This window comes from Zoogloea sp. GDB6, from assembly GCF_056724105.1.
The window spans coordinates 4,498,904-4,513,150 of sequence record NZ_CM161497.1; the positions used below are offsets into that span (position 1 = coordinate 4,498,904).

Sequence of the window (14,247 nt, forward strand, 5' to 3'; positions counted from 1 at the left end):
CGACAAGCGCGCTCCCGGTTTATTTGTCTTCCGTGCGGTATTCCACGTAAGCGCGGTCGCGCAGCTGGCGCAGCCAGTCCTGGTAGGCCTCGTCCATCTTGCGTTCGCGCAGGGCGTTGCGGGCGGCGGCACGCTTGCGGTCTTCGGAGACGTCCTGCATGCGGCGCTCCTCCACCTGGATCAGGTGCCAGCCGAAGGGCGACTGGATGGGCTGACTGAGCTCGCCCGGCTTGAGGGCGTCCATGGCCTGCTCGAACTCCGGCACAGTGTCGCCCGGATAGATCCAGCCCAGGTCACCGCCCTTGGACGCCGACAGGTCGGCGGAATGAACCTTGGCCAGCTCGGCGAAGCTGGCACCGCCCTGCACCACCCGCTCGCGCAGTTCGGCCAGACGGCGACGGGCTTCCGCGTCGGACACCACTTCGCTGGTCTTGATGAGGATGTGGCGGGCGTGGGTCTGCTGCACCTTGGTCGGCGCCGCGGATTCGTTGCCGCCACGCCGATCGAGCAAGCGCACGATGTGGAAACCGGCCGAGCTGCGCAGGATCGGGGTCGTGTCGCCGGGCTTCAGACTGGCCACGGCCTCGGCGAAGAGACTGGGCAGACGCTCCGCACTGCGCCAACCCAGATTGCCGCCGGACAGGGCATCCGGCGCATCGGAGAAGCTGGCGGCCAGCTTGTCGAAGGGCTCACCACGGGCGACGCGGGCCGCCACGTCTTCGGCGCGGGCGCGGACACGGGCCAGCTGCTCCGGCGTGGCGCCTTCCGGCGTACGGATCAGGATGTGGGACAGATTGAATTCCTGCTGGCCGAGTACGTTCTCCGGGTGGGCCAGGAAGTTGTTCACCTCGGCATCGGAGATCACGATGCGGCTTTCCACCTCGCGCTCACGCACGCGGCTGATCAGGATCTCGTTGCGGATCTCCTCACGGAAACGGTCCCAGGAAAGGCCGTCCTTCTCGAGGGCCTTGCGGAAGTCAGTCATCGACAGCTTGTTGTTGTCGGCGATGCGGCCGATGGCCCGATCGAGGGTCACATCGTCGACCCGCAGGGAGGTTTCGTTGGCCAGCTGGATCTGCAGCCGCTCCATGATCTGGCGCTCCAGAACCTGCTTTTCGAGCACGTCATTGGGCGGCAGCGGGGTGCCCTGGCGGGACAACTGGCGGGTGACCTGCTCGACCCGCTGGCGCAGGTCGGACTGGGTGATGACTTCGCTATTCACAACAGCCACGATGCGGTCCACTTCGACCGGCCCGTTGGCGGCGAAGGCGGACTGGGTGACCAGATAGGCGGCAAGCAGGGAGACGATCAGTTTCATGGGGGCGGGACGATCTGTCAGAAGTCGTCTTCACTGTAGAAGGGGTTGGAGCCGTTGTTGATATTCCCATATCCGGGGATGCTACGGCGGAGCACGTTGATCGGACTGGAGCCAAGGCTGCCGGCGCCATTGAAATCGAGCTGGAAGAAAAAGGCGCGGGTCACGTCGTTCACGCTGGTGGTCAACTGCTGTACGACGCCACGGAACACCCAGCAGCCGGCGTTGTATTCGACGCCGGCAATACCCTGGTTCAGGCGGTGGTCACGTAGATTGCGATTGTAGCGGGCGACGCCGTACCAGTTGCCCCACAACGGCCATTGTCCGGTGATGTCCAGGTCGCGGAAGCCGTCCGGGTTGGCATCATCGGTGGAATAGTTGCGGCGATAGCGCCAGTTGACGCCGATGGCGTGAGCGTAACTGGGCTGGAAGCGCAGGCCGAAGTTGAATCTCTCGGTCCAGTGATCCCGCGGGTTGTACTGCCACGCTGTCTCCAGCTGGGTCTTCGATGCCAGGTTGATACCGAAGGCGCCCAGCAGGTCGGCACGCTTGCCGGTACGCGGCGTGCCGCCCGGCAGCACGACCCGCTGATCGTCCATGTAATAGCGCTGCCCGAGCAGCGCACGCACCGTCTCGGCTCCCGTGGCGGGGTCGATCAGGCGGGACTGGACCGCGGTGGTGAGCTGGTTGGCATTGGAAATGCGGTCGCCGCCGGTGTAGACGTTTTCAGCGAAGAGCTGCGCGAAGTTGAAGTCGTAGGAGCCCGAATCGAAATTCGGGATCATCGACTGGTCGCGATATGGCACGTAGAGGTAATACACTCGCGGCTCAAGGGTCTGCACGTAGTCACGGCCGACAAAATTGGTATCGCGTTCGAAGGTCACGCCGCTGTCCACCGACATGATCGGCAGCGTCCGGGTCACGGTGTTCTCACCAACGGTCGTGCGGCGGTCGAGGTCGTAGCGCGTCATGTGTACGCCGATCTTCGGCGTCACGTAGAAAGCCGAGGTCTGAATCGGCAGGGCCAGCTGCGGGTAGAGCGTCATCCGCCGCCCCTCGTCGAGGGTCGGGTGGCTGAAGGCCACGTATTCGCTGTTGAGCAGGAAGGTCGTGCCGCCGGGCAGTTCGGGCCGGTTGGCCGTCAGGGTCAATTGCGGCAGGCGTTTGTACGGAACAGCAACCGGCGCGCCATTGGGATCCTGCAGCGTCTGGTAGGCCTGCAGCAAGCCGGTGGCATTCCACCAGCCGCCGCCGGAGTAGCTCACCATGCCCTGGCGCAGCAGGTTCACCTGCGATGTCAGCGCCAGCCGCGAACTCAGGTCGATGAAGTAGCGCGGATCGGAAACACCGGAAAAATCGATGTTGCCGGCCCAGCCGTTGCCGAAAACCTGATTGTGGCGGATCTGGCCGGCCATACGGCTACGCCCTTCCACCTCATCGTTGGGCATCCACTCGAAGTAGTTCATGCCCCGATAAGTCGGAGTGATGTAGCGCGCCTCATTGCGCAGTTGCAGACCGCGCCGCCCCATATAGCGGGTGGTCAGCGTATCGTCGTAGTTCGGCGCCAGATTGAAGTAGTAAGGAATGGTGAGGTCGAAGCCGACCTTGTTCGACGTACCGAAGGTCGGCGACAGCAGGCCTGACTTGCGGCTGTCGCCGAGCGGGAAGTCGGCCCAGGGCATGTAGGCCAGCGGTACGCCCTTGAAGATCAGCGTCCCGTTGGTTGCTTCGCCCACGCTGCGATCGTAATCGAGCTCGAGTTCCTTGGCCTTGATGTACCAGTCGGGCCGGTCGGGCTTACAGCTGGTCCAGGTGGCATTGAAGAAGCGGAACTGGTTCTCGCCCTCCAGTTGCAGGGAGTCGGCCGAGCCATGGCCCGTGAGGGGCTGCTGGCTCATCGGCACGGCCTGGCCGGGCAGCAGCGGCGCCTCGCCGGGACGCGGTCCGCGCGGCGGGCGGCTGATCGAGTAGGTCGGCGAATCAAAGGTACCAACCTGTTCCTGCACCTTCATGCGTGCATGGGGTCCGGTCATCTCGTCCTCGCCGCGGGTGATGCGGACATGGCCGGTGGCTTCGACCTCGTCGGTCAGCTCGAAGTACTGCAGCTTGTCGGCTTCGACGCGGGTGTTGTCGCGGGTCAGCACGGCCGAGCCTTCGGCCACCGCATCCAGATCCTGACGGCCGGTCACCCGGTCACCGTCGATCACCGTCGTGTGGAGCGGTAGCGCCGCCCCTGCCGTAGCGGGCTGAAGCGTCGCCCCCTTACGCCCACTGCCGGCCGGCGTGGCAGCCTTCTTCGCCGGAGCAGGAGCGGCTGCAGTCGCTGGCCGGGACGGTGCGGCGGCGGCCGGCGCCGACGGCTGCGGCGTGGCAGCTGGCCGGACAGCAACCGGCTTGCCGAGCAGCGACGGCGACACCACGAAGGGCGGAAGATCTTCGGCACCCGCCCGCCCCCACAGGGCGAAAAGGGCGATGGACAAGAAGCGCAACTGCGTACGTGGTTTCATCCTGGAGCGGGAACCAGCCGGCGAGCCGACCGCTTGGTTTGATAAACTGCCGGATTTTACACGAACACTTCTTCGACTCCCGTGGAACGACGCCAACAACTCCAGGCCTGGATCGCCGCCGAATTTCCCGGCCGCGCCTTCGAACTCGCCCCGGCCAGCGCCGACGCCAGCTTCCGGCGCTACTTCCGGCTGACCTTCGCCGACGATCCCGTATCGCTGATCGTCATGGACGCGCCTCCCAGCCACGAAGACTGCCGCCCTTACGTCAAGGTTGCCGAGCTGTTCGGTGCCGCCGGCGTGCATGTGCCGCAGATCATCAAACAGAACCTCGAACAGGGCTTCCTGCTGCTGTCCGACCTGGGTAACACCACCTACCTGCAGGCGCTGACCAAGGACAATGCCCACAACCTGTACGCGGAAGCCCTCGGCGCGCTGATGAGCATCCAGCTCTCCAGCCAGCCCGGCGTGCTGCCCGAGTACGACCGCGAGCTGCTGCAGCGGGAAATGGAGCTGTTCCCGGTGTGGTATGTGTCGCGCCACAAGGGCATCACCCTCACCGACAAGCAGGCCCAGCAGCTCTACGACGTCTTCGACCGCGTCCTTGACGTAAACCTGGCGGAGCCCAAGGTCTACGTGCACCGCGACTACCACAGCCGCAACCTGATGCAGTCCACGCCCAATCCCGGCGTGCTCGACTTTCAGGACGCTGTCTACGGTCCGCTGACCTACGACCTCGCCTCCCTATTCAAGGACGCCTACGTTCACTGGGACGAAGACTTCACCCTCGACCTGCTGGCCCGCTACTGGGAAACCGCGCGCAGCCTCGGCCTGCCGGTGCGCGAGGACTTCGCCGACTTCCACCGCGATTACGAATACATGGGCGTGCAGCGCCACATCAAGGTGCTGGGCATCTTCGCCCGCCTCTATCACCGGGACGGCAAGGACGGCTACCTGAAGGACATGCCGCTGGTCCTGCATTACCTGCGCAAGACCTGCGAACGCTACGGCGAACTCAAGCCGCTGCTGCGCATCCTGGAACAGACCGATCCGACCGTCACCGAAGTCGGCTACTCGTTCTGAGCCCACGACGATGAAAGCAATGATCCTCGCCGCCGGCCGCGGCGAACGCATGCGCCCCCTCACCGACCACTGCCCCAAGCCCCTGCTGGAAGTGGGCGGCAAGCCGCTGATCGTGTGGCACATCGAGCGCCTGGCGGCGGCGGGCATCCGCGAGCTGGTGATCAACCATGCCCACCTGGGCCGGATGATCGAGGAAGCCCTCGGCGACGGATCACGCTTCGGCGTTCATATCCATTACTCGGCTGAAGAGAGCGCGCTGGAAACGGCTGGCGGCATCGCCCGCGCGCTACCGCTGCTCGGCAACGAGCCCTTCCTGGTGGTGAACGGCGACGTCTTCTGTGATGCCGACCTGGCCGGCCTACGCCGCGCCGCCGACACCCTGAGCCCCGGCGGCACGCAGGCCCACCTGTTGTTGGTCGCCAACCCGCCCCATCATCCGCAGGGCGACTTCGCCCTGTGTCCGGACGGCCTGGTCCACGACGACGGCGACAACCGCCTGACCTTCTCCGGCTTCGGCGCCTATCACCCGGCCCTGTTCATCGGAGTGGACGGCAGCAGCCCCGCCAAGCTGGCCCCGCTGCTGCTCGCTGCGATGGCCGGCAGGCACGTCGCCGGCAGCCGCCTGATCGGCGACTGGGTGGACGTGGGCACGCCGGAACGCCTGCGCGAGCTCGACGCCCGCCTGCGCGAGGCCCGTCCCTGCACGCCCTGACGGGATTGCCGTAAGCTCGCAACAAAGCGGCCACCCCACGGTCAATCCAGAATCCAGCCACCGGATATCGCCATGCCCTTCGACACTTCTCCCTTCCAGGCCCGCCGCGCCCGCCTGCTGCAAACCATGCAGGCCGCCGGCGGCGGCGTCGCCGTCATTCCCACCGCGCCGGAACGCGTGCGCAACCGGGACACCCACTACGGCTACCGCTTCGACAGCTACTTCTACTACCTCACCGGCTTCCGCGAACCCGAGGCGGTGCTCGTTCTGGTGGCCAGCGACACGCCGCGCAGCATCCTGTTCTGCCGCACCAAGGACATGGAAAGGGAAATCTGGGACGGCTACCGCTTCGGCCCCGAGGCCGCGCGGGAGGCTTTCGGTTTCGACGAGGCCCATCCCGTCGCCGAACTGGACGAACAGCTCGCCTCGCTGTTCGCCAACCAGCCAGCCATCTTCCATTCGGTCGGCTACGAGCCGGCTTGGGACAGCCGCATCGCCGACGCCCTCAACCGCGTGCGCGCCCAGGCCCGCACCGGCTGCCATGCCCCCGCCCAGATCCGCGACGTACGCGGCCTGATCGACGAAATGCGCCTGATCAAGGACGCCAGCGAAATCGCCACCATGCGCCGCGCCGCCGAGATTTCCGCCGGCGCCCACCGCCGCGCGATGCGCGCCACCCGCCCGGGCGCCTGGGAATACGAGGTCGAGGCAGAGCTGCTGCACGAGTTCCGCCGCCATGGCAGCCAGGCTCCCGCCTACGGCTCCATCGTCGCCGGCGGCGCCAACGCCTGCGTACTGCACTACGTGGAAAACGACTGCCAGCTGAAGGACGGCGACCTGCTGCTGATCGACGCCGGCTGCGAACTCGACGGCTACGCCTCGGACATCACCCGCAGCTTCCCGGTGAACGGCCGTTTCAGCGGGCCGCAGAAGGCCGCCTACGAACTGGTGCTGGCCTCCCAGGCCGCCGCCATCGACGCGATCCGCCCCGGCGCTGGCTGGAACGACCCGCACGACGCCGCCACCCGCGTGCTCGCCCAGGGCTTCATCGACCTGGGCCTGCTCAGCGGCACGCTGGACGGCGTGCTCGAATCCGGCAGCTACCGCCAGTTCTACATGCACCGCACCGGCCACTGGCTCGGCCTCGACGTGCACGACGCCGGCGAATACAAGCTCGCCGGCGAATGGCGCCCGCTGGTCACCGGCAACATGCTGACCGTCGAGCCCGGCTGCTACATCCGCCCCGCCGACGGCGTGCCGGAAGCCTTCTGGAACATCGGCATCCGCATCGAGGACGACGCACTGGTCACCGACACCGGCTGCGAGATCATCACCGCCGCCACGCCGAAGAGCGTCGCCGACATCGAAGCCGTGATGGCCGGCGCCTGACGGCCATCCCACCCGAACGATCTCCATGAACCGCCACGACCTCGTCATCGTCGGCGCCGGCCCGGTGGGCATGGCGCTGGCCCTCGCCCTCAAGGATGCCGGCCTCGACCTGCTGTTGGTGGACGCCCGCCCCCGCGGCGCTGCCCGCGACGACCCGCGCATCCTGGCCCTGTCCCACGGCACCCGCCTGACCCTGGAACGCCTCGGCGTGTGGGATCGCCTGCCTGCCACCGCTATCGAGAGCATCCATGTCTCCCACCAGGGCGGCCTCGGCCGCACGCTGCTGCAGGCAGAGGAATATGGCCAGACGGCCCTCGGCTACGTGGTCGCCGCCGGCGCATTGGCCGCTGCGCTGGACGACGCGCTGATGGCTGCCGGCATCCCGGTGCGCGAACACACCACGGTCAGCCGCCTGGTACCCGGCGCCGACGACGTGCTGGTCAGCCTCGCCGACGGCCACAACCTGTCCGCCCGCCTGGCCGCCTGTGCTGAAGGCAGCATCGTCAGCGACGAGGAAAGTCCCCTCGTCGAGCGGGACTACGGCCAGCACGCGGTGATCAGCGTCGCCACCCCGGCCACGCCACACCACGGCCGCGCCTGGGAACGCTTCACACCGCAAGGCCCTCTGGCCGTACTGCCCTGTGGCCAGGGCTGCGCCATCGTGCACACTGCCGCACCAGACGACGCGGACGCGCTGCTCGCCCTCGACGACGACGCCTACCTGGCACGCCTGCAGGAACACTTCGGCCAGCGCCTGCGCTTTGCCGCCGTCGGCCCGCGCGCCCGCTACCCGCTGGTGCTGCGCTACCGGCAAGAGCCCATCGGGCGCCGCACGGTGTGGCTCGGCAACGCCGCCCAGACCCTCCACCCGGTCGCCGGCCAGGGTTACAACTTGGCCCTGCGCGACGTATGGGCCTGCGCGCAGACCTTGATCCGCGCCGGCGGCGACCCGGGCGCAGCGGAAACCCTGGCCGCCTACGCCGACACCCGCCGCCTTGATCGGAACGGCACGATCCGCTTCACCGACACCCTGGTGCGCCTGTTCAGCACGGCCTTCGGGCCACTCAAGCACGCCCGCGGCGCGGGCCTGTTCGCCCTCGACCTGCTGCCGCCGGCGCGCCATTTCGTCGCCAAGCGGATGATGTTCGGCGCCCGCGCCTGGCCCTGACCGAAAACCCTCACGCCAGCGTGAAAATGGCGGTCGCCGCAGCGCCGCAAACCCCGTAGAATCCGCCCCCTGCGTGCCACCCGGCGCGCAGCGGAGCACGGGATTGCGACCATGGCCGAAGCCGACGACCTGCAGCAACACGACGACCTCGAGAGCCACCTGCGCGAGGTGCAGCACCTGCTCGCCCGCCACAAGCTGGTGGAAGAGCTCGTCCACCGCCAAGACATGCCCAAGCATGACCTGGTGGAAAGCCTGGTCCATAAGCAGCACGTCCACGAGCTGACCCACAAGCTCGACAGCCTGCACTCCGCCGACGTCGCCCACATCCTGGAAGCCCTGCCCCTGGACGAGCGCCTGTTCGTCTGGGACCTGGTCAAGGCCGAACGGGACGGCGAGATCCTGCTGGAAGTATCCGACGCGGTACGGGAATCCCTCATCGAGTCGATGGACTCGGCCTCCCTGCGCGCCGCCGCCGAACAGCTCGACGCCGATGAACTGGCCGACCTGGCGCCCGACCTGCCCCATGAAGTCATGGAGGCGGTTTACCAAGGTCTCGATCCGGAGGAGCGCGAGCAGCTGCGTGCCGCGATGTCCTACCCAGAAGACTCCGTCGGCGCGCTGATGGACTTCGAGATGGTCACCGTCCGCGAGGACGTCACCCTGGAAGTGGTGCTGCGCTACCTGCGCCGCTTCGACGCGCTGCCCGACCACACCGATCAGCTCTTCGTGGTGGACCGGGACGAACACCTGCGTGGCGTGCTGCCCATCGACCGGCTGCTGATCAACGACCCGGAAGCCGAGGTGAGCGAGATCATGCTCACCGACACCCTCACCCTCGAACCCTCCGACGAAGCCGAGACCGCAGCCCAGGCCTTCGAACGCTACGACCTGGTGTCGGCGCCAGTGGTGGATTACCACCGCAAGCTGGTCGGCCGCGTGACGGTGGCCACGGTGGTGGACTTCATCCGCGAGGAAACCGAGAGCGAACTGCTCAGCCAGGGCGGCCTGAAGGAAGGCGAAGACATCTTCGCGCCGGTGTGGGACTCGGTGAAGAACCGCTGGTCCTGGCTGGCCGCCAACCTGGTCACCGCCTTCATCGCCAGCCGGGTGATCGGCGCCTTCGAAGGCTCCATCGAGAAGCTGGTTGCACTGGCCGCGCTGATGCCGATCGTGGCCGGCATCGGCGGCAACTCGGGCAACCAGACCATCACGATGATCGTCCGCGGCATCGCCATGGGCCAGGTGCAGGACGACGCGCTGAGCCGTCTGCTCAAGAAGGAGCTCGGCGTCGCGCTGATCAACGGCATCGTATGGGGTGGCCTGCTCGGCATCCTGGCCTGGGTGCTCTACGGCAGCGGCAAGCTGGGCCTGGTGATGACCGCCGCGATGACGCTGAACCTGCTCGTCGCGGCCTTTGTCGGCGTGATGGCCCCAATGCTCCGCCACCGCATCGGGCAGGACCCGGCCGTCGGCTCCAGCGTGATCATCACCGCCGTTACCGACTCCGGCGGCTTCTTCATCTTCCTCGGGCTGGCGACGATCTTCCTGATGTAGAGGCACCCAGCGGATAGGTACAAAAAAGGGGCGATTCACTCGCCCCTTTTCACATCCGTCTCACCGGGGCCTCACCCCGGCGTTCCGGCTCAACCCGCGTTGGCGGCGAACCAGGCTTCGGCCGCGGCGACGGTACTGTCGATGTCGGCCTCCGAGTGCACCGCCGACACGAAACCGGCTTCGAAGGCCGACGGTGCAAAGTAATGGCCGGCATCCAGCATCGCGTGGAAGAAGCGGTTGAAGCGCTCACGGTCGGAAGCCATCACGTCGGCGTAGCTCTGCGGCACGGCCTTGGCGAAATAGAGGCCGAACATGCCGCCAACGGAGTCGGCGATGAAAGTCACGCCGTGCCTGGCCGCTGCCGCATTGAGGCCTACCACGAGGCGTTCGGTACGGGCCGTAAGCACTTCGTAGAAACCCGGCTTGGCGATCTGCTCCAGACTGGCGAGACCGGCCGCCACCGCCACTGGGCTACCGGACAGGGTGCCGGCCTGATACACGCCGCCCAGCGGGGCTATCTTTTCCATGATGTCGCGCCGGCCGCCAAAGGCGCCCACCGGCATGCCGCCGCCGATCACCTTGCCGAGGGTCGTCAGGTCCGGCGTGATGCCGAACAGACCTTGCACGCCGCGCGGGCCGACGCGGAAACCGGTCATCACTTCATCGAAGATCAGCACTGTGCCGTACTCGGTGCACAGGCGGCGCAGCAGGTGCATGTATTCGGCCGACGGCTTGACGAGGTTCATGTTGCCGGCGATCGGCTCGATGATCACACAGGCGATCTCGCTGCCGCGGGCCTTGAAGGTCTCCTCAAGCTCCGTCGGATTGTTGTAGTCGAGCACGACGGTGTGCTTCGCGAAATCCTCCGGCACCCCCGCCGACGACGGATTGCCGAAGGTCAGCAAGCCAGAGCCGGCCTTCACCAGCAGGCTGTCGGCATGGCCGTGGTAACAGCCCTCGAACTTGATGATCGCGTCGCGGCCGGTGAAGCCCCGGGCCAGGCGGATCGCGCTCATCGTCGCCTCGGTGCCGCTGGACACCAGGCGCACCATCTCGAGACTGGGCAGCAGTTCGCACAGGCGCTCAGCCATGTCGATCTCGCGCTCGGTCGGCGCACCGAAGGACAGGCCTTCGAGGGCCGCAGCCCGCACCGCCTCGACCACCACCGGGTCGGCATGGCCGAGGATCGCCGGCCCCCAGGAACCGACGTAGTCGAGGTATTCCTTGCCGTCCGCATCCCACACGCGGGCGCCGAGCGCCTTCTTGAGAAAGCGCGGGGTGCCACCCACCGAGCGGAAGGCCCGCACCGGCGAATTGACGCCGCCGGGGATGGTGCGCTGGGCGCGTGCAAAGAGTTCTTCGTTACGGCTGCTCATGCTGGTGTTTCCTTAGTGGTCAATCGAACAGCCCGGCGTATGCGGCCGCACGGGCGGCCGGAGCGGGGGCTGCAAATACGTCGCTGATGACGGCCAGCAGGTCGGCGCCGGCCTCGATCAGCGCCGGGGCATTGTCGACAGTGACGCCGCCGATGGCCGCCACCGGCAGGCCGAGCTCGCACTTGGCACGGGTCAGGATGTCGAGGGGCGCCGGCACTGCAGCAGGTTTAGTGGAAGACGGATACATGGCGCCAAAGGCGATGTAGTCGACACCGGCCGCCGCCCCCGCCACCGCCCGCGGCCACTCTCCATAGCAACTGACGCCGAGGATGCGCTGCGTGCCGAGTGCCCGCCGGGCCACCGCCGGATCGCCGTCGTCACGGCCCAGGTGGACACCATCGGCACCGATCTCCAGCGCCAGCGCCAGATCGTCGTTGAGCACCAGCGGCACGCCAGCCTCACGGCACAAGGCCAGCAGGCGGACCGCCTGCTCCCGCCTCACGGACGGATCGGCATTCTTGTTGCGGTACTGGACCAGGGCCGGCCGGGCAGGCAAAACCTCCGCGAGGGCTGTAGCCAGCGCCTCGGTGTCGTTCCAGTCCGGCGTCACTAGATAAAGACCACGTCCGAACATCGCTTCAGCCCTCATCCACCAGGCTCGGCCTGGACCAGAAAAATCGATCGGGAATGTGCTGCCCCATGCCGGGCCGGAAGGCCGCCTCCAGCGTCCTCCACGTGAAACGCTGGGCCTCCTGGACCGCCGCCGACATCTCCATGCCGTGGGCCAGCGCTGCCGCCACCGCGGACGCCAGCGTGCAGCCGGAACCATGGTAGCTGCCCGGCAGGCGCTCCCAGGTATCGGTGCGGATCACACCGCCACGGCCGTAGAGAGTATTGATGACCTGGGGCGTCTGGGCGTGGGAACCGGTAATCAACACGTGTTCGCAGCCCGAATTCAGCAGCCGGGTGGCACAATCGTAAAGGGAACCTTCGTCGTGCCCGTCCCGATGCAGGTCCGCCAGGCGGCGCGCCTCGATCGTGTTGGGGGTGATGACAGTGGCCTGCGGCAAGATGAGCTCTCGCATGGCCTCCAGCATCGCCTCCGAAGCGAGTTCGTCCCCCCGCCCCGAAGCCACCACCGGATCAACGACCACCGGCACATGCGGATAGTCGGAAATGATCTCGGCGATAGCCGCAATGTTGTCGACACTACCCAGCACACCGAGCTTGAAGGCCTTCACCGGCATGTCCTCAAGGACCGCCCGGGCCTGCTCGGCGACAAAGTCGGCGTCGATCGCCATTACATCCTCCACGCCAGCCGTATCCTGGACGGTCAACGCGGTGATAACCGTCAGGGGGTGGCAACCCATCCCTGACAACGTCATAATATCCGCCTGAATGCCCGCACCGCCGGTTGGATCGGATGCAGCAAAAACAAGGACTAGGGGAGGACCAGGATCATTACGGGATATAGTCATTCGGAGAAACAAGGACGCACAAATTTAACTGCGACTGCGCTACCATTCACGATCCAAGCGATTCTAGCCGAAATCACTACGCCGCACCCAAATGGCAAATCCTCCCTACAAGACCTGGATGTGTCTGATCTGTGGCTTCATCTACGACGAAGCAGCCGGTTCACCGGATGAGGGCATCGCACCCTGCACCCGCTGGGAAGACATCCCTCCGAACTGGACCTGCCCCGAATGTGGTGCCCGCAAGGAAGATTTCGAGATGGTTGCCATCTGATCCATCCGACCATTCCCAAGACCCGTACCATGTATAAAGAGCACACCATCCGAACCGCTTCCGGAGGTCCCCGGTGAATCTCAGTGGCATCAAGGTCATGGTCATCGACGACAGCAACACCATCCGCCGCAGTGCGGAGATCTTTCTCGCTCAGGCCGGCTGCCAAGTCGTGCTGGCCGAAGACGGCTTCGACGCGCTGTCCAAGATCGCAGACCATGCCCCCGACCTGATCTTTGTGGACATCATGATGCCGCGCCTCGACGGCTATCAGACCTGCGCCCTGATCAAGAAGAACGCGCGCCTCAAGGCCACCCCGGTGATCATGCTGTCGTCCAAGGACGGCCTGTTCGACCGTGCCCGTGGTCGTCTCGCCGGCTCCGACGAATACCTGACCAAACCCTTCACCAAGGAAAGCCTGCTGCGCTCCGTGGCCAACCACACCCAGGCGGGCCAGGCCTCCACCAACGACTGATTGCAAGAAACGCGTCCATGCCGATCAAGAAAATCCTTGTTGTAGATGACTCTCCGACGGAGCGCCTGGCCCTGTCGGAAGTACTGGTGAAAAATGGCTACCAGGTGGTGACCGCTGAAAACGGAGAAGAGGCGGTGCTGAAGAGCAAGAGCGAGCAGCCCGACCTGATCCTGATGGACGTCGTGATGCCCGGTATCAATGGCTATCAGGCGACCCGCACGATTTCCCGGGATGACAGCACCCGCAACATCCCTGTGATCATGTGCACCAGCAAGGGGCAGGAAACAGACAAGATCTGGGGTCTCCGTCAGGGCGCACACGACTACATGGTCAAGCCCATCGATCACGCCGCGCTGCTCGACAAGATCCGCGCCCTCGGCTGAGCATCCCATGGCCAAACGGATCAGCCTCCATGAATTCCAGGCCGGCCTCGCCCGACGTCTGGCCGAAGCCCGCGACAACCGGGCCTCGGCGTTGCTCGCCGTTCAGGCCGGTGGCCGGAACTGGCTCGTGGATCTCACCGAAGCCGGCGAGATTCTCGCCGTCCCGCCCCTGGCCCCCGTACCGCTGACCCATCCGTGGTTCCGTGGTCTGGCCAGCGTGCGTGGCAACCTGTTCAGCGTCGTCGATTTCGCCGCTTTCCATGGCGAACCACCCATTGCACCGGTCGGCCATGCCCGCTTGCTGCTCGTCGGAGTGCGCCACGGCCTCAACTCCGCATTGCTGGTGACCCGTGCGCTGGGCCTGCGCTCCATCGAAGACTTCATCCCTGTGCCGGCCCCTGCTGACGAAGATCAGCCGTGGATCGGAGAGCGCATGCAGGACAGTCGGGGGAGTTCCTGGACCCGGCTCAAGGTACCGGCACTGCTCAATCACTCGCGCTTTCTGGACGCCGCGCTTTCGTAAAATTCAATTCGGGAGATAC

The 14,247-nt window shown here is 66.1% G+C and carries 14 protein-coding genes; 9 read left to right on the top strand and 5 right to left on the bottom strand.

Going from position 1 to position 14,247, the window contains the following annotated elements; genetic code table 11:
• Nucleotides 1-19: 19 nt before the first annotated feature.
• Complete coding sequence (locus AC1PQG_RS20560; RefSeq protein ID WP_481119619.1) at nt 20-1,318, bottom strand: peptidylprolyl isomerase; 1,299 nt, start codon at nt 1,316-1,318, stop codon at nt 20-22.
• A gap of 17 nt (nt 1,319-1,335) precedes the next feature.
• Nucleotides 1,336-3,795, bottom strand: coding sequence for an LPS-assembly protein LptD (locus tag AC1PQG_RS20565; RefSeq protein WP_481119620.1), 2,460 nt, complete (start codon nt 3,793-3,795; stop codon nt 1,336-1,338).
• A gap of 108 nt (nt 3,796-3,903) precedes the next feature.
• Here AC1PQG_RS20565 and AC1PQG_RS20570 point away from each other — a divergent pair, with 108 nt between their 5' ends.
• From AC1PQG_RS20570 to mgtE, 5 genes are all read left to right on the top strand, one after another.
• Nucleotides 3,904-4,902, top strand: a complete 999-nt coding sequence (locus AC1PQG_RS20570) for an aminoglycoside phosphotransferase family protein (protein ID WP_481119621.1) — start codon at nt 3,904-3,906, stop codon at nt 4,900-4,902.
• 19 nt (nt 4,903-4,921) lie between these two features.
• Nucleotides 4,922-5,614: an N-acetylmuramate alpha-1-phosphate uridylyltransferase MurU gene (murU, locus tag AC1PQG_RS20575; RefSeq protein WP_481123036.1), complete on the top strand. Its 693-nt coding sequence runs from the start codon at nt 4,922-4,924 to the stop codon at nt 5,612-5,614.
• Nucleotides 5,615-5,686: 72 nt separating this feature from the next.
• The gene (gene pepP / locus AC1PQG_RS20580) at nt 5,687-7,003 is read left to right on the top strand and encodes a Xaa-Pro aminopeptidase (protein ID WP_481119622.1); all 1,317 of its coding nucleotides are present in this window, start codon (nt 5,687-5,689) and stop codon (nt 7,001-7,003) included.
• Nucleotides 7,004-7,028: 25 nt separating this feature from the next.
• Entirely contained in the window at nt 7,029-8,171 is a 1,143-nt protein-coding gene (locus AC1PQG_RS20585; RefSeq protein WP_481119623.1) for an FAD-dependent monooxygenase, read from the top strand.
• Between the two features lie 111 nt (nt 8,172-8,282).
• The gene (mgtE, locus tag AC1PQG_RS20590) at nt 8,283-9,725 is read left to right on the top strand and encodes a magnesium transporter (protein ID WP_481119624.1); all 1,443 of its coding nucleotides are present in this window, start codon (nt 8,283-8,285) and stop codon (nt 9,723-9,725) included.
• An 89-nt stretch (nt 9,726-9,814) separates the two neighbouring features.
• Here mgtE and hemL read toward each other — a convergent pair whose 3' ends face one another.
• From hemL to thiD, 3 genes are read right to left on the bottom strand one after another with little or no spacing between them, the layout of a single operon-like run.
• The gene (hemL, locus tag AC1PQG_RS20595; RefSeq protein ID WP_481119625.1) at nt 9,815-11,101 is read right to left on the bottom strand and encodes a glutamate-1-semialdehyde 2,1-aminomutase; all 1,287 of its coding nucleotides are present in this window, start codon (nt 11,099-11,101) and stop codon (nt 9,815-9,817) included.
• Nucleotides 11,102-11,120: 19 nt separating this feature from the next.
• Complete coding sequence (thiE, locus tag AC1PQG_RS20600) at nt 11,121-11,735, bottom strand: thiamine phosphate synthase (protein WP_481119626.1); 615 nt, start codon at nt 11,733-11,735, stop codon at nt 11,121-11,123.
• 4 nt (nt 11,736-11,739) lie between these two features.
• Nucleotides 11,740-12,579, bottom strand: coding sequence for a bifunctional hydroxymethylpyrimidine kinase/phosphomethylpyrimidine kinase (gene thiD, locus AC1PQG_RS20605; protein ID WP_481119627.1), 840 nt, complete (start codon nt 12,577-12,579; stop codon nt 11,740-11,742).
• 118 nt (nt 12,580-12,697) lie between these two features.
• Here thiD and AC1PQG_RS20610 point away from each other — a divergent pair, with 118 nt between their 5' ends.
• From AC1PQG_RS20610 to AC1PQG_RS20625, 4 genes are all read left to right on the top strand, one after another.
• Nucleotides 12,698-12,850: a rubredoxin gene (locus AC1PQG_RS20610; protein ID WP_481123037.1), complete on the top strand. Its 153-nt coding sequence runs from the start codon at nt 12,698-12,700 to the stop codon at nt 12,848-12,850.
• A 73-nt stretch (nt 12,851-12,923) separates the two neighbouring features.
• Nucleotides 12,924-13,322 (top strand): twitching motility response regulator PilG, encoded by a 399-nt coding sequence (gene pilG, locus AC1PQG_RS20615; RefSeq protein ID WP_481119628.1) that lies wholly within the window; start codon nt 12,924-12,926, stop codon nt 13,320-13,322.
• A gap of 17 nt (nt 13,323-13,339) precedes the next feature.
• On the top strand, nt 13,340-13,705 hold the full coding sequence (locus tag AC1PQG_RS20620; RefSeq protein ID WP_481119629.1) for a response regulator transcription factor: 366 nt from the start codon (nt 13,340-13,342) through the stop codon (nt 13,703-13,705).
• A 7-nt stretch (nt 13,706-13,712) separates the two neighbouring features.
• Nucleotides 13,713-14,228 (top strand): chemotaxis protein CheW, encoded by a 516-nt coding sequence (locus AC1PQG_RS20625; protein WP_481119630.1) that lies wholly within the window; start codon nt 13,713-13,715, stop codon nt 14,226-14,228.
• The last annotated feature ends 19 nt before the right edge of the window (nt 14,229-14,247 follow it).

Coding starts and splice junctions, on each gene's coding strand:
- AC1PQG_RS20560 (WP_481119619.1), bottom strand. CDS start 1,318: ATGAAACTGATCGTCTCCCTGCTTGCCGCCTATCTGGTCACCCAGTCC.
- murU (WP_481123036.1), top strand. CDS start 4,922: ATGATCCTCGCCGCCGGCCGCGGCGAACGCATGCGCCCCCTCACCGAC.
- pepP (WP_481119622.1), top strand. CDS start 5,687: ATGCCCTTCGACACTTCTCCCTTCCAGGCCCGCCGCGCCCGCCTGCTG.
- AC1PQG_RS20585 (WP_481119623.1), top strand. CDS start 7,029: ATGAACCGCCACGACCTCGTCATCGTCGGCGCCGGCCCGGTGGGCATG.
- mgtE (WP_481119624.1), top strand. CDS start 8,283: ATGGCCGAAGCCGACGACCTGCAGCAACACGACGACCTCGAGAGCCAC.
- hemL (WP_481119625.1), bottom strand. CDS start 11,101: ATGAGCAGCCGTAACGAAGAACTCTTTGCACGCGCCCAGCGCACCATC.
- thiE (WP_481119626.1), bottom strand. CDS start 11,735: ATGTTCGGACGTGGTCTTTATCTAGTGACGCCGGACTGGAACGACACC.
- thiD (WP_481119627.1), bottom strand. CDS start 12,579: ATGACTATATCCCGTAATGATCCTGGTCCTCCCCTAGTCCTTGTTTTT.
- AC1PQG_RS20610 (WP_481123037.1), top strand. CDS start 12,698: ATGTGTCTGATCTGTGGCTTCATCTACGACGAAGCAGCCGGTTCACCG.
- AC1PQG_RS20620 (WP_481119629.1), top strand. CDS start 13,340: ATGCCGATCAAGAAAATCCTTGTTGTAGATGACTCTCCGACGGAGCGC.
- AC1PQG_RS20625 (WP_481119630.1), top strand. CDS start 13,713: ATGGCCAAACGGATCAGCCTCCATGAATTCCAGGCCGGCCTCGCCCGA.